This is a genomic window from Paenibacillus sp. FSL W8-0194 (assembly GCF_037969745.1).
Classification (GTDB): domain Bacteria; phylum Bacillota; class Bacilli; order Paenibacillales; family Paenibacillaceae; genus Paenibacillus_AQ; species Paenibacillus_AQ cookii.
This window is the reverse complement of the sequence record NZ_CP150205.1, coordinates 4883858-4903123: the sequence shown is the minus strand read 5'-3', so window position 1 is coordinate 4903123 and position 19266 is coordinate 4883858. Positions and strand designations below refer to the sequence as shown.

General features: G+C 57.0%; 13 protein-coding genes. 12 read left to right on the top strand and 1 reads right to left on the bottom strand.

Features of this window, described 5'->3' with window-relative positions:
* Window positions 1-128 precede the first annotated feature (128 nt).
* Window positions 129-599 (bottom strand): DUF2621 family protein, encoded by a 471-nt coding sequence (locus MKY58_RS22440; protein WP_339322189.1) that lies wholly within the window; start codon window positions 597-599, stop codon window positions 129-131.
* A 122-nt stretch (window positions 600-721) separates the two neighbouring features.
* On the opposite strand from MKY58_RS22440, the gene MKY58_RS22435 reads away from it, so the two are divergent.
* The 12 genes from MKY58_RS22435 to MKY58_RS22380 all read left to right on the top strand — a co-directional run bounded on the left by MKY58_RS22435 (window position 722) and on the right by MKY58_RS22380 (window position 19150).
* Window positions 722-1843 (top strand): deoxyribonuclease IV, encoded by a 1122-nt coding sequence (locus MKY58_RS22435; protein ID WP_339322188.1) that lies wholly within the window; start codon window positions 722-724, stop codon window positions 1841-1843.
* 67 nt (window positions 1844-1910) lie between these two features.
* Window positions 1911-2813: a formyltetrahydrofolate deformylase gene (gene purU / locus MKY58_RS22430; protein WP_036714779.1), complete on the top strand. Its 903-nt coding sequence runs from the start codon at window positions 1911-1913 to the stop codon at window positions 2811-2813.
* A 325-nt stretch (window positions 2814-3138) separates the two neighbouring features.
* Window positions 3139-5547 (top strand): hypothetical protein, encoded by a 2409-nt coding sequence (locus MKY58_RS22425; RefSeq protein WP_339322187.1) that lies wholly within the window; start codon window positions 3139-3141, stop codon window positions 5545-5547.
* Window positions 5544-6473 (top strand): ABC transporter ATP-binding protein, encoded by a 930-nt coding sequence (locus MKY58_RS22420; protein WP_339322186.1) that lies wholly within the window; start codon window positions 5544-5546, stop codon window positions 6471-6473. Before MKY58_RS22425 ends, MKY58_RS22420 begins: the two co-directional genes overlap by 4 nt.
* Window positions 6470-7414 carry an ABC transporter permease gene (locus MKY58_RS22415; protein ID WP_339322185.1) on the top strand — a complete coding sequence of 315 codons (945 nt, stop codon included), beginning with the start codon at window positions 6470-6472 and terminating at the stop codon, window positions 7412-7414. Before MKY58_RS22420 ends, MKY58_RS22415 begins: the two co-directional genes overlap by 4 nt.
* Window positions 7415-7503: 89 nt before the next feature.
* The gene (locus tag MKY58_RS22410; protein WP_339322184.1) at window positions 7504-9165 is read left to right on the top strand and encodes a phage tail tape measure protein; all 1662 of its coding nucleotides are present in this window, start codon (window positions 7504-7506) and stop codon (window positions 9163-9165) included.
* A gap of 58 nt (window positions 9166-9223) precedes the next feature.
* Window positions 9224-10213 carry a MoxR family ATPase gene (locus MKY58_RS22405; protein ID WP_339322183.1) on the top strand — a complete coding sequence of 330 codons (990 nt, stop codon included), beginning with the start codon at window positions 9224-9226 and terminating at the stop codon, window positions 10211-10213.
* A complete protein-coding gene (locus MKY58_RS22400; RefSeq protein ID WP_339322182.1) occupies window positions 10210-11145 on the top strand; it encodes a DUF58 domain-containing protein in 936 nt (311 codons plus the stop codon). Before MKY58_RS22405 ends, MKY58_RS22400 begins: the two co-directional genes overlap by 4 nt.
* Window positions 11146-11184: 39 nt before the next feature.
* Window positions 11185-13155 (top strand): VWA domain-containing protein, encoded by a 1971-nt coding sequence (locus tag MKY58_RS22395; RefSeq protein WP_339322181.1) that lies wholly within the window; start codon window positions 11185-11187, stop codon window positions 13153-13155.
* Window positions 13139-16147 (top strand): VWA domain-containing protein, encoded by a 3009-nt coding sequence (locus tag MKY58_RS22390; RefSeq protein ID WP_339322180.1) that lies wholly within the window; start codon window positions 13139-13141, stop codon window positions 16145-16147. The genes MKY58_RS22395 and MKY58_RS22390 overlap by 17 nt, the downstream gene beginning before the upstream one ends.
* Window positions 16148-16754: 607 nt before the next feature.
* Window positions 16755-18773, top strand: a complete 2019-nt coding sequence (gene tkt, locus MKY58_RS22385) for a transketolase (protein WP_339322179.1) — start codon at window positions 16755-16757, stop codon at window positions 18771-18773.
* 56 nt (window positions 18774-18829) lie between these two features.
* On the top strand, window positions 18830-19150 hold the full coding sequence (locus tag MKY58_RS22380; protein ID WP_339322178.1) for a pyrimidine/purine nucleoside phosphorylase: 321 nt from the start codon (window positions 18830-18832) through the stop codon (window positions 19148-19150).
* The last annotated feature ends 116 nt before the right edge of the window (window positions 19151-19266 follow it).

The window sequence follows — 19266 nt, the reverse complement described above, 5'->3', positions numbered from 1 at the left end:
CTTGATCACCTTCTTATCCGGTTCTCGGAATGCAAAAGCCCCCGGGCATGGGATCCAATTGACGAAATGATTCATTTCTTCAAGAGTGATGCTCCTGCCGGGGGCTTGTTTCGCTAGTATCTCGGAACCTACTTTTGCATCAAATGCTCGTACGGCTTGTAGTCGATCTGGTTTTTGTTCAGAAAAGCGACGAGGAACTTGTTGTCCTTTTTTGGCGTCGCGGAGATGTACCCTTTAATGCAATGGTCGCGGGTCACTTCCGCGGCTCCCTCTTCCAAAGCGATTCTGCCGATTTCGGCGGCGATGGAATGTTTGGCGATGTCCCGGAACGGTCCGGGCACGGGTTTGACCAGTTTTTCCAAAAATGCCTTGGATTCGTCCGTCCAAAGATGGCGGCTGGATTCGACCCAATGGTTCTGCCAATCGAGCTTGGACTTGCCGTCGTTTTTCGGCAGGACCTTCAAAAATTTCCGGATCATGAAATATCCGCCGATCATCATCAATACGAGCAGGATGACGGCCCATAACATGATGGAATTCATGAACATATCGGAAGGCATGGACGAGGACAGCAGCCTCACGCCCCATGTACTGTGCATGCGGTTCACCTCTACACTATTCTTCGATTTTCATTTTACCTTCTTAGAATTATAACCCATTCCTAGATTTATTTCAGCATTCACGATAAAATAAGGTTTAATTCGAATGAGGGGGATGGATTATGCTAAAAATCGGTTCTCATGTGTCCTTTTCGGACAAGGGCCTGTTAAGCGCAACCAACGAAGCCAACAGCTATGGATCGAGCTCGTTTATGATATATACAGGCGCACCGCAAAATACGCGCCGCAAACCGATCGAATCGATGTATCTCGAAGAAGGCAAGCAATTAATGAAGGAGAGCGGCTTTGAGGAAATCGTCGTTCACGCGCCTTACATTATCAACCTTGGATCTTACAAGCCGAATACGTTCGAGCTTGCGGTCAGCTTCCTGCAGGAGGAAATCCGCCGCACGCACGCCATCGGCGTGAAAAATATCGTCCTCCATCCGGGAGCATATACAGACAAAGACCCGGAATACGGCATTCAGCGGATCGCCGACGGCCTGAACGAGGTGCTGAACGGAACCGATGAGACGGAAGTCCACATCGCCCTCGAAACGATGGCCGGCAAAGGGACGGAAATGGGACGGACCTTCGAGGAAATCGCCCGCATGATCGAGAAGGTGGAAAAAAACGACCGCCTCACGATCTGCATGGATACATGCCATATCCACGACGCCGGTTACGATATCGTCAACGACCTGGACGGCGTCCTTGAAGAGTTTGACCGCATCATCGGATTGGATCGCATCGGGGTCGTGCATATCAATGACAGCAAAAACCCGCGCGGAGCCGGGAAGGACCGTCACGCCCCGATCGGTTCCGGATGGATCGGTTTCGATACGATTCGCTCCGTCGTGCATCATGAGAAGCTGGCCGGCAGACCATTTATCCTGGAAACGCCTTGGATCGGCAAAGACGCCAAAACGCAGCGTCCGATGTACGAAATCGAAATCGCGCTTTTGCGCGGCAGCGTATCCGAGCGTTTCGGCGGCGACTTTATGAATCAGGTGGAGGATCTGCACTCGTTTTTCGCGAAGCAGGACATCCAGCCAAGCCAATACGTCCTGGACGTATGGACGCTGCTCAAAAACGATGCCAAAGCGAAAAAAGCCGATTCCCGGGAGCCTTTGGAACGCTTATACGACATGATCGCCGAAGCGAACCTGTTCCCGGATCTCAGCGAGGAGCAAATCAACCAACGGCTTATCGCCTGCCTCGCCGGCAAAGAAGCGTTGAAGTAACCGGCGGGCCAAGAAACGTTGGAACCAAAAGAAGATTATAGAGAGAACGAGGAGGAGCAGAAGCTTCATGGAACTACACGTCAAGAAAAATGCATCCAGTACATCCCAAGCACATGCCAACCGCGCGCGGATGCTGATCTCCTGTCCGGACGGACCGGGAATCGTCGCGGCCGTATCGCATTTTCTGCATCAACACGGAGCGAATATCGTTCAGTCCGACCAATATTCGATGGACCCGGAAGGCGGCATGTTTTTTATGCGGGTCGAATTCGACCTGCCGGATTTGCAGCAGCGGCTGCCCGAGCTTGAAAAAGAGTTTGCGGCCGTAGCGGCGAAGTTCAGCATGCAATGGAAGATATACGACGTTAACCGCAAGAAAAAACTCGCCATTTTCGTTTCCAAAGAGGACCATTGCCTGGTCGAGCTGCTGTGGCAGTGGCAGGCGGGCGATTTGGACGCCGACATCGCGATGGTGGTGAGCAACCATCCGGACATGAAGGAATACGTGGAGTCGTTCGGCATCCCGTACCATCACATTCCGGTGACGCCCGATACGAAAAAAGAAGCCGAGCAACGGCAGCTTGAAGTGGTCGGCAGCGATATCGATGTCATCATTTTGGCGCGGTACATGCAGATCATTTCGCCGTCCTTCATCGAACATTACCGGAACCGGATCATTAATATCCACCATTCCTTCCTCCCGGCATTTGTCGGAGGCAAACCTTACGCCCAAGCTTATGAGCGCGGCGTCAAAATCATCGGGGCAACCGCCCATTACGTCACGGAAGTGCTGGACGGCGGCCCGATCATCGAGCAGGACGTGCAGCGCGTCAGCCACCGCGATAATGTCGGCGAATTGAAGCGGATCGGCCGGACCATCGAACGCGTCGTTCTGGCGAGAGCCGTCAAATGGCATATCGAAGACCGGATTTTGGTGCATGAAAACAAAACGGTCGTATTTAACGGCTAAACCTTCGTCTTAAATCGTCAAAACCATATTCACTTACAAAAAAGTCTGCTTCGGATGGAAGCAGGCTTTTTTTATACATCCCGAATCCGGAGGGCCTTTGCTGCGGGGGGTGCCTTCGGAACCCCATGTATGGCGCATCCCGATGGGATTCGGAGGATTCCAACCGGCCTTTTTCTCGCAAATTTTGACGATCGGGCAGGAAATTTCTTAGAAAATTTTAAAAATATTGAAGTGAAACGGCAAAAAAATGCGTCTTTATTATGAGGACAATTTTGCCAGTGTAGATAAAATCATTTCAACCCATGAGAAGAGAGGAGCGGAAATATTGTTTTTTACGACACGTAATAAAAAGCGGACAAGGCTTCCTTTATGGGCGATCGCGCTTTTGCTGCTGCTTCCGCTGGTATCGGGCACAGGCACGGTGTACGCCGATGACAAGCCGTCCATCGCGCTGAAAAGCGAAGCAGGTTACGGAGGAACGATCAAAGAGGGGACATGGAATCCGCTCAAACTGACTCTGACGAGCAACCGGGACCTTTCCGGGGATATCGTGTTCCAAGTGACTCAGGACCGTTACGGGAACAGCCCGGCGTCCTATATTCAGCACGTCGAGCTGCCGAAGGATACGGCGAAAGAGGTCGTTTTGGCGATTCCGGGGCAGCAATACGACAAAAACAATAACGAAATCCGTTTTTATGAGGGATCCGTAAACAAAGGAAATCTTGTCGGTTTTTCGTCCGGGAAAAGTTATGTTTCCGGAGCCGGCATGAATCCGACGAACGTCGCCGTCCTGTCGGAGGATCCGGATGCGATGAATTTCCTGACGCTCCTGCCGAGCGGCAATTCCAAAGTAAGCGTGCTTCACATGAAGCAGCAGGACGTGCCTGGCGATCCGATGCTGATGGACGGCTTGGACGTGATCGTATTGAACCGCTTCGCATCCGACTCCCTGACTCCTGCCCAAGTGGGGGCGATCGAGCAGTGGGTCAGAACGGGAGGCAAGCTGGTGCTTGGAGGCGGCGCGGCTTATCCGAAAACGGCTGCCCCTTTTGCCGCGATTTCGCCCGTCGAATATAAAGGCACCTTCAGCGTTGCAGCGTTGCCCGAACTGGAAAAGCTCGGGGCGTACAAGCAAGGAAACGGCAAAGGCAGTCCCGGCAAGCTGAGTTTGGACGGCGAGCTGACATTGGCTGACGTCCAGCTGGCGAAAGGAGCGACGGTGCTGTATTCGACCGCAGGGAAACCGCTGTTTGCAAGCAGGCAGATCGAAAACGGGCGGGTGCTGTATGCCGCTTACGATTTGGCTCAGGAGCCGGTCGCTTCTTGGCCCGGCCATCCGTTTGCATGGTCCGCCCTGCTTGGCAATGAGCTGCAAAAAAACAACATGAAATCGATGACCGGAAATTACAGTCCGCTGATGAACCTGAGCTATGTTTTGAACTTTTTCCCTACCCTTAAAATGCCGTCGTTCAAGGTTCTCGCCTGGCTGATCGCGGTTTACGCCATTGTGGTCGCCCCTTTGCTTTATTGGCTGCTGAAAAAGGCGGACAAGCGGGAATGGGCATGGTGGATCATCCCGCTCGTCGCGGTTATTGCCAGCGGTACGGTGTACATGATCGGCGCTTCGGACAAAACAAAGGAGCTTGCCCACACGCTCAACGTCGTCGAGCTGGATGGCAGCGGACTGGGGAAGGTCAAAAGCGCAACCGCGTTTTTTTCCCCGGGCAGCGGCGATTACCGACTGGAGCTTCCCGCAAACACGTACGTGAAAGTCCAACGGGACGGAGGTGCATTTTCCGGGTCGGACAGCAGCCGCAATCTGGTCGAGGTCGGACCGAAAAGCACGGAAGTCCAGCTGCTCGATATGCCGCAGTGGTCCCTCGCCAAGCTTTGGGTGGAACAACGCCGCCAAAACGAAGGTTTAGGGCAGCTGAAAGTGAACCTGTTCATCAACGACAAGGGCAATATCGACGGAAACGTCGCAAACACGACCAACACAAACTTGAAGAACGCCGCTCTCGTCGTCGGAGGGAAACTTTACCCGCTGGGGGATTTGGAGAAAGGCCAAACCGTCTCCCTGGCATCGGTCCAAAACGTGCAGACGGCCCGGAACGGCATGCTCAGCATGGCGCTGTTCCAGCAATACCCGAACGGCAACGACCCTTATGTCCGGGAGAGAGGGCTGGTGGATAATTACCTTCAAGGTTCGGCCTGGACGTCCCGGGATGCCTATGTGCTGGCGTTCAGCAACGATAAACTGTTCAATTACCGCAGCGACAATCACGAAATCGAAAGCGACCAGCTGAACCTGTGGCTGCAGCCGGTCAACGTCCATTGGATCCAAAACGGCAAATTAAACCTTCCGTTCGGCTTCATTGCGCCGGTCGTCAATCAGATCTCGGCGCCGGGGTGGTACGAGGAACCAAACGGAATCAGCCATATCGAGCAAGGAAGCGTCACGTTCGATTACGACGTTCCGGATTTGAAAAAGATGGCGGGCGGCGTCCTCAAGCTGCGGAGCAAAAATGCGGGCAAGCAAACGGAATATCATATCTTCAATTACAAAAAGCAGGATTGGGAGCTCATCCAATGGGATACCTCCAAGCAGTGGAGCGCAGCGAATCCGAACGACCAGTATGCTTCGCAAGGACGGATTCGCATGAAGGTGACGGCCAAAGCGGCAACGGAGCTGATTCTGCCCGAGCTTGCGGTAGAGGGGGCGGTCAAACCATGATCGATATTCAACATTTAAGCAAACGTTACGGCAACTTTGCCGCCTTAAAAGATATCAATCTGCATATTCCCGAAGGGACGGTGTTCGGTTTCGTCGGTCCCAACGGGGCCGGAAAATCGACGACCATGGCGATTTTGGCGACGTTGATGCTGCCGACTTCGGGCGTGGCCCGAGTGGACGGCTTCGACGTCACCCGGCATCCGAAAGAGGTCCGCAAACGGATCGGGTATATGCCGGATTTCTTCGGCGTATACGACCAGCTCAAAACGACGGAATATTTGCATTTCTACGGGGCGAGCTACAACATTCCGCGCGCCGAACGCGAAAAGCTCATTCCGCAGCTGCTGGAGCTCGTCAACTTGAGCGACAAACGCGACGTTTACGTCGACGGCCTGTCGCGGGGGATGAAACAGCGTTTATGCCTCGCGCGCTGCCTGATCCATGACCCCAAGGTGCTTATTTTGGACGAGCCGGCTTCCGGGCTCGACCCGCGGGCCAGAATCGAGATGCGCGAAATCCTGAAGGAACTGAAGCAGATGGGCAAAACGATCATCATTTCCTCGCATATTTTGCCGGAGCTGGCGGAGATGGTGGACGAGATCGGCGTCATCGAGCACGGGGAAATGGTGGCGCAGGGCAGGGTAGCCGACATCCAGGCACGCCTCCGCGTCAAAAAAGTGCTCCACGTCCGCGTCATGGAACGCCAGGAAGAACTGGCCGCGCGTTTGCAGGACGAAGCCATGGTCTCGGCGGTGCTGTCCGACAATACGGGCGTACACGTCCATTTCGGCGGCGGAGACCTGGAGCAGGTACAACTGCTGCAAAAGATCATCTCCTGGGGATTTGCCGTCATATCTTTCCATGAAGCGCAAACCAACCTGGAGGACGTATTCCTCGAAATCACCAAAGGAGGGCCTGCCGAATGAACTGGAGCCGCAAATGGATCAACCCGGTGCTCGACAAGGAATTCCGCTTGCGCATGCGGACCCCGCGGTCGGCGATTTCCCTGCTGGCATACGTTTTGGTGCTTGGGCTGATCGCCCTTGGCTACATTTATGTTTCGCTTTATCTTGACCGGCAGGGGAACCAGGCCTTTAATTCGGGCGCCGGCCGCATGATGTTTTACGTGCTGAGTTTTGCCCAGCTCGTCCTGATCGCGTTTATGGCCCCTGCGCTGACGGCCGGCGTCATCAGCGGCGAGCGGGAAAAACAGACGCTGAGCATGCTGCTGACGACGCAGCAAAGCTCGTCCACGATCATCCTGAGCAAGCTGTTTTCTTCCTTGAGCTTTATGACGCTGATCGTCGTGGCGACCATGCCCATTTACAGCATCGTGTTTCTGTACGGAGGCATTTCGCTGAAACAAATGATCTATATTTTCTTGTTCTACTTGTTTGTCATGCTGCTGCTGGGTTCGCTCGGGGTGCTGTTTTCGACCTTGTTCAAGCGGACGATGATTTCCGTCATTGTCACGTACGGCGTCGGTTTGTGCATATTTCTGATGACGGGGCTGCTTTATTTGTTCGTGATGAGCATCGTGCAGCGCAATTATTATTCGATGCCGACGACGGCAACGGGGCCGACGTACTCTTTTGTCGGTTACATTCTTGGGCTGAACCCGGCAGGGGCGCTGATCAGCTTGTTCGAGCCCGGCTTTTCGAAGGGGGCATTTCTCGTTCGGAACGGCAATCTCAATTCCGACGCCCCGATCCAGCTGTGGCAGGAATTTTTGTTGGTGTACAGCGTGGTCATCATCGGATCGTTGTGGATCAGCATCCGCAAAATCCGACCGGTGGCGAGACGCAAGCATAGAAAGCAGAGGTACGACGCGCCTTCCGTCGAAACGGGCGCAAGCGATCCCTCTTGAGACCTGGACGTTTTAGGGGAAGGTTGGACTTGCTTTAAGAGCATTAAACGTTTGTGGCGACAACGCGCGACGTTAAAGGAGGGACACGGGTGGACGCCATTCGCAAATCCATCGGCAAAACGAAATTTCGGCTGCAGCAGTTCCGTTTTTTGCGCTGTTCCTTATACGGGATCGCCGCAGGGCTGTCGGGTGCCTTGCTGATTCTGCTCGCGGCCCGGCTGTGGCCGGTTCCGTCTTACCGTTTTCTGGCGCTGGCCGCTGCGATCCTCGGTCTCGCCGCCGGCATGGCGTGGGGGCTTGCGCACCGCGTGAAGGACCGCGAGGCCGCGGAGGCCATGGATGCGGCGACCGGCGGAGCCGAGCGGACAGATATGATGGTCACGGCGCTTTCTTTTGCCGGTTCCGACGCTCCGGCGGCCGTTTGGCAGCGAAAGCAAGCGGAAGCTTACGGGGACCGTTTCGTTTCCCAGCTGAGCCGCAGGCTGCCGTTTCCAAGCCATAAAAAAATCGCGATCGCGGCCAGTCTGCTGTTCATCGGGACGATCGCGCTTTCGCTGCTGCCGAGCCCGATGGACGCCAAACTTGCCGAAGCGGACCGCCGCAAGGAATGGGTTCAGGATCAGAAAAAGAAAACCGATGAACTGGTGCAGCAGCTTCAGACGCAAAAACTCGATCCTTCCGTGAAAAAACCGCTGGCAGACCGGCTCCAATCGCTGCAACAAAAGCTGGATGGACAAAAGGATCCGGAAAAAGCGTTGGCCGAGCTCGAAAAAACGATGAAGGAAATGGAAAAAACGGCGGCCAAACAGGAAGCGGCCGTGCGGAACGTCAAGGAACTCGGGAAAAAGATGCAAAACGCTCCGAACATGTCCTCTTTAGGGAAAAGCCTGGCGGATGGCCAAGCGGAGAACCTGAAAAAATCGATGGAACGATTCAAGCAGGAAGTGAAGCGGCTTTCAAAGGAGCAAAAAGAGCAGCTCCGGGAAGCATTGAACAAGCTGGCTGCCGAAGCCGATAAAAACCCGGAAACGAAGGCATTGAAGGAAGCCTTGAAAAAGGCGGAAAAGGCCCTTGCCGAAGGGGCTAAAGACAAAGAGACGGAAGAGGCGCTGGACGAACTGGAGGCCGCGCTTGCCAAAGCGCTTGCCGCCCAAGCGCAAGCCGCGAGCCAATCGGCGGCAGCCGCCAGCCTCAGTTCGAAGCTGGCTGCGCAAGGGCTGGGCCTGGCTTCGCAAATGACCGCCTCCGGCATGGAGGTCTCGGACGCCTGGAGCAGCGGAGGGAGTGCAGAAGAGCTGGCCCTGGCCGAGGAATACGACATCAGCGATGCGGAAAACGGGGGTTCGGCTTCGCCGGGAAGCAGCGGAACGCAAGGGTCCGGGCAGGGGAGCGGCTCCGGCAGCGGCAGCGGTTCCGGGAGCGGTTCCGGGTCGGGAAGAAGCGCAGGCAGGGGCACGGGTCAAGGACCCGGAGCGGGGCTTGGCGCCGGGGAACAAAATTTCGTCAAGACGCCGCGCAAATTTGCGGGCAGCGGGAATAAGCAAAACGACAAAGGCCCGCTGCAAGGCCAAGGCGGAACGATCCAAAAAGGCGGCCCGGCCCCTGCCGTAGATGGAGCGAGCCGCCCGTACGAAGAAGTCTATAAGGAATACGAAGCCGAAGCGAAAAAATCGCTGGGGCGGCAGGAGCTGCCGCAGCAGATGCAGAACCTCGTCGAAAGCTATTTTACCGGGATCAATCCGAATCCGTAACGATATCCGGGATGTAACCGGGTCTAACACATATAAGGGAACGGGAAGGAGCACGAAGATGCAGGAAACTATCATCCAGCCTGAAGCCTGGAAAGAAACGATTGCGCGGGTGCGCGGCCAAATCGGCGAAATCATCGTCGGCCAGCAGGAGGTCGTCGAGCAGATGCTCTGGTGCATTTTCGCGGGCGGGCATGCGCTGCTGGAAGGGATTCCGGGACTCGGGAAAACGATGCTTGTCCGCACCATTGCCGATACGCTGGATCTTTCCTTCTCCCGCATCCAGTTTACGCCCGACCTGATGCCGAGCGACATTACGGGAACCCAAATCCTGTCCTTCGGCAAGCAGGGCGAGACGGGCATGACGTTCCAGCGCGGACCGCTGTTCAGCAGCATCGTGCTGGCGGACGAAATCAACCGCGCCACGCCCAAAACGCAAAGCGCGCTGCTGGAAGCGATGCAGGAAAAAACGGTGACGGTCGGGAACGAAACGCATCGTTTGCCAAGCCCGTTTTTCGTGTTGGCGACGCAAAACCCGCTCGAAAACGAAGGCACCTATCCGCTGCCGGAGGCGCAGCTTGACCGTTTTCTCCTCAAAATCCTCGTGCCGTATCCAAGCTCCGACGAGCTCAAGGAAATCGTCAAAAGAACGACCGCAAATCTTGCCCCGTCCATCGCGAAGCAGGCGGGACCGGAGGAGCTTCTGGAAATCCAGCATGGGGTCAGGGAGGTCCTGGTTGCCGACGATGTGCTCGATTATGCCGCCAGGCTGCTGATGATGTCCCATCCGGAGGAAGCCTCGGCCCCCGAAGGCGTCAAAAAATACGTGCGTTTCGGCTCCGGGCCGCGCGGGATTCAATCCATCATATCGACCGGCAAGGTGCGGGCGGTTTGCCAGGGAAGAATGCATCTGGCGCAAAGCGACATTCACGCGGTGGCCGTGCCTGCCCTGCGGCACCGGATCTTTTTGAATTTCGAGGGACAAGCCCTCGGCATCACGACCGACCAGATCATAGGCGAAATGCTGCAAGCCCTCGGAGGGCGGCCATGACCAGCGACCATCTGCTGCCTTCGGACTGGATGGCGCGCCTTGAAAGGCTCACGCTCGGTTCCGGCAGAAGGGTGGCGGGCACGCTTCAGGGCAAACGCCGTTCGAGCAGGCTCGGTTCATCCTTGGAATTTGCCGATTACCGCTCCTATACGCCCGGAGACGACATCCGCCGCTTTGACTGGGGCGTGTATTCCCGCACGGGAAAACCGTTTGTGCGCCAGTTCATGGACGAGCAGGAGCTGATGCTGAGCCTCTATGTGGACTGTTCGGCTTCGATGGATTTTGGCGGCGCGCCGTCGCCGGATGAAAAAGGGGGCCGGAAGTCCGGAGAAAACAAGCTGCTTTTTGCCAAAAGGCTTGCCGCCAGCATCGGGTACATCGCCCTTTGCTCCTACGAGCGGGTCGGCGTCTGCTGCTACAGCGACGGGATCGACGCCCGTTTGCCCGTTCTGCGGGGGAAAGGCTCGGCGGTGCGGCTGTTTCAGTTTTTGCAGGACATGCCCCCCGGCAGGGAAGGAAGCTTATCAGCGGCGCTGGGGCAACCTGGCGCAATCCCAAGGTTGAAAGGCATGACCTGGATCTTTTCCGATTTTTGGCTTGCCGAAGGCGAAGTCGATGTGGGAAACGCGCTTTCCCGCTTGGCGGGCGCCGGTCAGGAGGTCGTGCTGGTGCAGGTGCTGTCGCCGGAGGAGATCCGTCCCGAGCTTAGCGGCGATTTGCGGCTTGTCGACAGCGAACTGAACACCGGGAAGGAAGTGGCCATTACCGGACGGGTGCTCGAACGTTATCGGGAGGAGTTGCATCGTTACCAAAACGAGCTGCGAAAAATCGCATCGGAGCGCGGCATTTCCTTTGTCGCGTTGTCCAGCGGCATGACGCTTCAAGAAGCGGTGTTTGGCGCGTTGGCCGGCTCGGGGCTTATCCGGGCGTAAAGCCGGACTTGAATCCTAATGGGGGAAGGAGGAATCCGAGTGGGGATCGGTTCATGGCTGGGCCTCTGGTTCGGCCTGAGCATACCGGCGATTTTGGCGATGTATTTGCTGAAGCGCAAATTTTTGGATACGACTGTGCCAAGCCATTTGCTGTGGCAGCGGGTGATAAAAAACCTGGAGGCCAACCGGCCCTGGCAAAAGCTGCAAAACAGGCTTCTTCTTTGGCTGCAGCTCCTTGCCGCGGCATTGCTCGTTTTCGCCTTAATGAAGCCCTATTGGTCTGCTGCGGACATTGGTAAAGCGCATGTCGTGCTGGTGGCCGATACGTCGGGAAGCATGAGCGCACGTTCCGGTTCGGCACAGGGGCAACCGGGCGAGGAGAAGCTGGCGCTGATGAAGCGGATGATCAAAGACTATCTCGAACACGAAGCCAAAGACGGCGAGATTACGCTGCTTGGCATGAATGTGGAGCCGAACCTGCTTATTTCCCGGGAAAAAGACCGCAGCCGCGCCTTGCAGGCCGTCGATTCGCTGGAACCCTATTTTGGAAGGGCCGCTTACGATGAAACGCTGTCCATCGCTTCCGCGCTCACCCGGGATGAAACGGATGCCGAAGTCGTCGTGTTTACCGACGGGCAGTGGAGAGGGGAGCCGGACTCGGTGCCGTTTGGGGTTCCGGTAAAAGTGATGAATGTAGAGGCGGAAGCCGGTTTTAATCTTGCCCTCCAGCAATTTGGCGTTAAAAACGGAGCGGAAGGCAAAACGGCGGTGGCCGTTGTCGGCCAAAGCGGCGGCGCGGCGAAAGAAGCGCACGTCAACCTGTATGGCGACGGCAAGCTGCTGCAAACGGAAAACGCAATGCTGGCGCCGGGAGGAACGGCCACGCTTACGTTCCGGGAGGTGCCGGAGGCGGAAGTGTACCGGGCCGAAGTGGAGGAGGCGGACGATTACGCCGCCGACAACGAAGCGTACGCGTTTTCGGAGCGGAATGAAACGGCGCGGATTTTGCTGCTGACCCGGGGCAATCTGTTTCTGGAAAAAGCGCTGCAGCTGACGGGAGCCGAAGTCGTCAAAATGACGCTGCCCGGGAAAGAAGGCGAGGAGTCCGTTCCCGGCGGGGCAGGCAGGGCAGCCGTTCCCGGGAACCCGCCGGATCTGGTCGTCATCGACGGGCCGGCGCCGTCTTTTACGGCTCAGGACGATTGGAAAAAGCTGATGGACCGTACGCCGGTGTGGACCGTGGGCGGGGGCGAAAGCAAGATCGACGCGGGCGGAGCCCAGCCGAAGCTTGAAAATCACCCGGTGAACCAATATGCGAGCTATAACGGCGTCTACATCGGGAGCCTCTTGAACCGGAAGCTTCCGGATTGGGCGTCCCCGATCGTCAGCATCGGCACCCACCCCGCGGTCATTGCGGGGATGGAAAACGGACAGCCGAGGTTGTCGTTTTTGTTCGACCTGCAGGATACGGATTTTCCGCTGTCGGCGGAGTTCCCGATCGTCGTTCATGAGGCGGTCTCCTGGCTGACGGGAAGCGGAGGCCAAAATCTGGGGCGCCATACGGCGGGATCCCGGGTCGAAATCCCGGTCGCGGCCGATGCCGTTTCGGCCCGGTGGGTGGCCAAAGAGGGGCTGGCCAAAACGCTCCAGGTGCCGGAAATCCAGGCCGATGCGAACGAAAAAGGAATCAATGCGCTGCAGCAGCTGCCTCCGGTTCCGGGGTTGTACGTTTTTGAGCAGCGGGATCGCGAAGGGAAAGTGACGGAGTATTACGCCGAAGCGTCGGCCGATCCTTTCGAGGGGAAGCAGGGAACGCCGAATGCCAAGCTTGCGGCGATAGGCCAAACGGCAGACGGGAAGGATGTTGCCGCCGGTAAGGCGGCTGAAGTAGCCGCGGACAACAGCCGCGGGGAGCGGCGCCAAACACCGCTGATGACGCTGCTTGCCTGCCTCGCTTTGCTCGTTATTCTCGTGGAATGGGGGGTGTACCAGCGTGGGCGTTCAATTTAATCATCCCTGGCTGCTGTTTCTGCTGCTTCCGCTCGCGGCGTTGATGCTGTACGCATTCAAATCGGATTACCGGCTGTCCGGCGCACGGAAAATCGGGGCGGCGACGGTTCGTTCCGCCGTGCTCCTGCTGCTGGTGCTGGCCATTTCCGGTTTGCAATCGTATACGGTACTCGAGCAAAAAAAGGTCGTGTATGTCGTGGACCGGTCCGCAAGCATGCCGGAAGCCGGGCCGGCGGAAGATTGGGTGCAGAAATCGTCGGCTTCGAAAAAGGAAGCCGACGCCGTCGGCGTCGTCTCTTCGACGCTCCAAGGTTCTTACGAGCAGAAGCTGCTGAAGCTGCTGCCGGACCCGTTCCGGTTCAACGCCGCCGGAAAGCCGGAGTTCACCAACCTGGAGTCAGGCCTTATGCTGGCAGGGAACCTGCTGGGCGGCAGCGGAGATTCCAGGATCGTGCTGATCAGCGACGGCAAGGAAAACGTCGGCAGCATGCTGGCCGCAGGGCGGATGCTGAAGGACCGGGGAGTTCCCGTCGACGTGCTGCCGTCGCCTTCCCGGCAGCTCCAAGATGTCTCGGTGGAGGAAGTTACCGTGCCATCCAAGCTATACCAAGCCGAATCCTTTTCGATCGAGGTGCTCGTCAGGAGCACCTACAAAGGGCGCGGCGAACTGAGGCTCTACGAGGACAGCCGGGAAATCGGCAGGGAAACGGTGGATATCCGCGCAGGCGAAAACCGTTTTGCCGTCAAAGCGCTCGCGAAACAGACCGGACTCCACCGTTACCGGGCGGAAATGTTCATGGACGGCGACGGCCAATCGGCGAACAATGCCGGTTATGCGTTCACCCGCGTGGACGGTCCCCCAAAGGTGCTCATCGTGGAGGGCAAAAAGGGGACCTCCGGGAACATTGCGGCCGCGCTGCAATCCGGACTCGTGAAGTATGACATCTTGCCGAGCCCCGCGCTCCTGCCGACGGAGCTCGCGAAATATGCCGCCTACGATTCGATTATCTTTAACGACGTATCCGGGGATCAGGTCGGCGAACGGCGGCTGGAAATGATCGAGCAGGCCGTCAAGAGCTACGGCATCGGTTTTATGATGGTCGGCGGCGAGGATTCCTTCGGCATGGGCGGTTATTTCAAAACGCCGATCGAACGGGCTTTGCCGGTATCGATGGAGCTCGAAGGCAAAAGGCAAATCCCGTCGCTGGGACTCATCCTCGTCATCGACCGCTCGGGCAGCATGTCCGGCGATAAAATGGAAATGGCCAAAGAAGCGGCGATCCGCACAGTCGAAATGCTCCGGTCCAAGGATACGGTCGGCGTATTGGCTTTCGATACCAACAATTTGTGGGTCGTCCCGCCTATGACGCTGAATGATAAAAAACAGGAAGTGATCGACGAAATCCAGTCGATCCAAAGCGACGGGGGAACGGACATTTATCCCGCCGCCGCTTCCGCGGTAGAGGAAATGCTGAAGATCCAGGCCCAGCGCAAGCATATCATCCTGATGACGGACGGACAGTCCGCGGGCAACGGCGGATACGGGCCGCTTCTGGAGCAGATGAACGACGCCAAAATTACGATGTCCACGGTAGCCGTAGGCAGCGACGCGGACGTCAACTTGCTTCAAACGCTTGCCGATGGAGCCAAAGGACGGTTTTACATGGCGTTTGACGAGACGACGATTCCGGCGATTTTCAGCCGCGAAGCGGCGATGATCTCGAAATCGTATATTGTGGACAAGCCGTTTGTTCCCGCCCTGCAGGATCCGGGCGACTGGAGATCGTTGTTTGAAAGCGGCGTGCCGCAAATTTACGGTTACGTGGCAACGACGGCCAAGCCCGCGGCCCAGACGGTGCTGACCAGCCCCGAACCGGATCCGCTCCTTGCCCGCTGGCAGTACGGCTCGGGCCGCACGGTGGCCTGGACGAGCGACATGATGGGGAAATGGTCGAAGGATTGGGTGTCCTGGCCGGCATTTTCCAACGTGCTGACGCAAATGGTGAAATGGACCTTCCCGCAATTTGCCGCTTCCCCGTACGATGTCAAAACGCAGGTCGAGGGGAACAAGGTGCGGTTTGAAGTAAGCTCCGCCTCCGGAACCGGGCCCGAGCAGCTGCAGGCGATCGTGACCGGCGATGAGCTGGAGCCGGTGACGACGGAGTTGGTTCAGGAATCGCCGGGCACTTACAGCGGGGAGATGACGGTGGAGCAGCCCGGATCTTTCCTGCTGTCGCTGGAAGACGGCAGCGGCCAAAACGTCGCCATGCCGACCGGGCTGATCGTCCCGTATTCTCCCGAATACCGGATCGAAACCGGGGACGCGGAGCGGGAGCTGCAACGTCTCGCCGACATGACCGGCGGTCGCGTGTTGTCCTGGGACCGGCCGGAGGAGCTGTTTGCGGCGCCTCCGCGCCCGAGCCGGCAGCTGCATGATCTCCGTTATGCGCTGCTGGCCGCGGCCCTGATGCTTTGGGTCGCGGATGTCGCCGTGCGCCGCCTGGCCCTCCCGTGGGGCCGGATCGGCGCACGCCTGGCCGCCGCGCTGCGCAGGCGGCCGCAGCTTGCCACGGGGGGGCGGAAGCCCCGGACGCCGGCCTGGGCAGGCTTGCCGCGCGGAAACAGCGCGCGGCAGCCTTTTACGGCGGCGGCGAACGCCCAGCGCCGCCGCCCGAGAACGGCCGCAGCCGCAGGCACGCGCCGGGAAGCCCGAAGCCGGAGCGGAGCGTCCGGCTTCGGAGGCCCGCCCCGCGGCGCAGAGCCAGGGCGGCGCGCGCGGGCGGGAAGGGGCCCGGCCGCCTGCGGCGGGGCCGGGCCAACCGGCGGCGGCCGAAGCGAAGCCGCCGCAGGACGAGCGGTCCGCGGCGATGGACCGCCTGCTGGCCGCGCGCAAACGCAATTCGCGTTAGCTATGCGAAGCCAAAAAGGCAAAGCTAAGGGCGTAAGTGCTGCTTGCCAACGGAAAGCCGACAGCGCTTATGCCCAATCCTAAAGAAGGCGGCGTCCAATCGAAAAAAAGTTCACCGAACGAAATGTTCATCGCATCACCTCCTTTCGGAGGGTGCGTCCACTCAAGGCGTGTATGTACATCCATATTGTTCCATAAGGGCCTCGTCCGAGGGTCCTTTTTCTTTTGCAAAATGGGGATCTCGCCGGCAGGTCGAAGACCGTCCCCATGATTCTTGATGGACGATCCCGGAAGACGAATCATTCCAGCTTATCCCCTTGAACTTCTAGCGAAGCCCCTTCGGGCAAAAAAAAATTATGACAAATGTTGTGCATTAGGGTAAGGCGCGCCAAGCTAAATGTGACCGCTTTAATCCGCGGTATATTACGATTTTGCAACCTTCCGTCCGTTGTCAATTGTTGCCGCATAATGACGTTCGCTGCAGGGAATGGTGATAAAGGATATGGAAAAGAAGACTGCCAAGTGTTACAATAAGTCAAAATGAAACATTCAAGCGGAGCTTCTTAAAAATCCGTAAGCGGGAGAAGGCTTTTGCGCTTTCTTTTGTCGTGTTATTGCAGCTGGTTCGCCCGGTTACGCGATTTGGCGCCGCTGGCTTTACCTCATCCGAAAACCTTTAAGGAGGATACACATGACTGACAAAAATCAGACAATCGATAACCTATCGATTACGACCATCCGTACGCTGGCCATCGATGCCATCGAAAAGGCGAAATCCGGTCATCCCGGCATGCCTATGGGCTCTGCTCCAATGGGATACCAACTGTTTGCCAAAACGATGAACCACAACCCGGAAAATCCGAATTGGATCAACCGCGACCGGTTCGTCCTGTCCGCCGGACACGGCTCCATGCTGCTGTACAGCTTGCTGCACCTGAGCGGCTATGATCTTCCTATGGAAGAATTGAAGCAGTTCCGTCAATGGGGAAGCTTGACTCCGGGCCACCCTGAATTCGGGCATACCGCAGGCGTTGACGCTACGACGGGTCCTCTCGGCCAAGGCATTGCGATGGCTGTCGGCATGGCGCTTGCCGAAACGCAGCTGGCTGCAACGTACAACAAAGATCAATACAAAGTGGTCGACCACTATACTTACGCCATTTGCGGCGACGGCGACCTGATGGAAGGCGTAGCTTCCGAAGCTGCATCCCTTGCCGGTCACCTGAAGCTTGGCAAATTGATCACGCTTTACGATTCCAACGACATTTCCCTGGACGGCGAACTGAACCTGTCCTTCTCCGAAAGCGTGCAAAAACGCTTTGAAGCTTACGGATGGCAAGTGCTGCGCGTAGAGGACGGCAACGATTTGGCCGCGATCGAAAAGGCGATTGCCGAAGCGCAAGCCGAAACGGAAAAACCGACCCTGATCGAAGTGAAAACGGTCATCGGTTACGGAAGCCCGAACAAGCAGGGCAAAGGCGGCCATGGCGGTACGCACGGTTCCCCGCTTGGCTCCGAAGAAGCGAAGCTGACCAAAGAATTCTACAAATGGGTATACGAAGAAGACTTCTACGTGCCTGAAGAAGTGCGCGAGCATTTTGCAAAAGTAAAAGAACGCGGCATCCAAACGAACAAGGCTTGGGACGAGCAGTTCGCGGCTTACAAAAAAGCTTATCCGGAACTCGCTGCCCAATTCGAGAGAGCCGTTGCCGGCGAATTGCCTGAAGGCTGGGATAAAGACCTGCCGAAATATGCCGTAGGCGACAAAGCTGTATCCACTCGCGTGGCATCCGGCAATGCGCTGAACGGGCTGGTAGGCAACGTGCCTCAGCTGCTCGGCGGATCCGCCGACCTTGAAAGCTCCACGATGACGCACTTGAACGGCGTGGGCAACTATACGCCGCAAAGCCGCGACGGACGCAACATTTACTTCGGGGTACGCGAATTCGGCATGGCTGCAGCCATTAACGGCATGATGCTGCATGGCGGCCTGAAGCCGTTCGGCGGTACGTTCTTCGTATTTACGGACTACCTGCGCCCTGCAGTACGTTTGTCCTCGATCATGAAACTGCCTGTGACTTACGTTCTGACGCATGACAGTATCGCTGTCGGCGAAGACGGACCAACGCACGAGCCGATCGAACAACTGGCTTCCCTGCGCATCATCCCTGGATTGACGGTCATTCGTCCGGCTGACGGCAACGAAACGTCCGCGGCTTGGGCTTATGCGGTCGAAAACAAGGAAAATCCGGTAGCGCTGGTGCTCACTCGCCAAAACCTGCCGATCCTTGAAGGAACCGTCGAAAACGCAAGAGAAGGCATCAAGCGCGGCGCTTACGTCGTATCCGACGCGAAAAACGGCAAACCGGTTGCCCAAATCATCGCAACGGGCTCCGAAGTTCAACTGGCTGTCAAAGCCCAGGAAGAACTCGCCAAAGAAGGCATTGAAGTGCGCGTTATCAGCATGCCAAGCTGGGATCTGTTCGAAAAACAGGATCAGGCTTACAAAGATTCCGTGATCCTGCCTGACGTCAAAGCCCGTCTTGCGGTGGAAATGGCGCAAACCTTCGGCTGGGAACGTTATGTCGGAGACAAAGGCGATATCCTTGGCATCACGACCTTCGGTGCATCCGCTCCTGGGGACGTCGTCATGAAAGAATACGGATTTACGGTAGAAAACGTCGTTAAACGCGTCAAAGCGCTGCTTTAATACGTTTCGCTATCGGCATCAATCTAAGTTTCATGGGACAAGGAGCAGTGGTATTCATGTCGGAATTCAACAACGCGACGGTTGTCAAAGCCGCGAATATTTATTATGACGGTCAGGTCACGAGCCGGACCGTCATCCTGGAAGACGGAAGCAAGGTTACGCTGGGCATCATGCTTCCGGGCAAGTATGAATTCGGTACGGAGGGTCCTGAAATCATGGAAATCCTCTCCGGGAAGCTTAAAGTGCTTTTGCCGGGCCAAGAAGCTTGGCAGGACATTGACGGCTCCGCGACGTTCCATGTACCCGCCCGTTCGAAGTTTGCCCTGGAAGTGTTCGGCGTAACGGATTACTGCTGCTCCTACCCGGAGGAAGCTTAAGACGTTCCCCATGCTACGGGGGCGGCCGAATCCGAAAAACGAATAATTATAAAAGGGTAAGACTGCGTCATACGCAGCCTTACCCTTTTAGTCATCTTTTCAAGAGGGCCCTTGGC

Coding starts and splice junctions, on each gene's coding strand:
- MKY58_RS22400 (WP_339322182.1), top strand. CDS start 10,210: ATGACCAGCGACCATCTGCTGCCTTCGGACTGGATGGCGCGCCTTGAA.
- MKY58_RS22380 (WP_339322178.1), top strand. CDS start 18,830: ATGTCGGAATTCAACAACGCGACGGTTGTCAAAGCCGCGAATATTTAT.
- MKY58_RS22405 (WP_339322183.1), top strand. CDS start 9,224: ATGCAGGAAACTATCATCCAGCCTGAAGCCTGGAAAGAAACGATTGCG.
- tkt (WP_339322179.1), top strand. CDS start 16,755: ATGACTGACAAAAATCAGACAATCGATAACCTATCGATTACGACCATC.
- MKY58_RS22435 (WP_339322188.1), top strand. CDS start 722: ATGCTAAAAATCGGTTCTCATGTGTCCTTTTCGGACAAGGGCCTGTTA.
- MKY58_RS22415 (WP_339322185.1), top strand. CDS start 6,470: ATGAACTGGAGCCGCAAATGGATCAACCCGGTGCTCGACAAGGAATTC.
- MKY58_RS22420 (WP_339322186.1), top strand. CDS start 5,544: ATGATCGATATTCAACATTTAAGCAAACGTTACGGCAACTTTGCCGCC.
- MKY58_RS22440 (WP_339322189.1), bottom strand. CDS start 599: ATGCACAGTACATGGGGCGTGAGGCTGCTGTCCTCGTCCATGCCTTCC.
- purU (WP_036714779.1), top strand. CDS start 1,911: ATGGAACTACACGTCAAGAAAAATGCATCCAGTACATCCCAAGCACAT.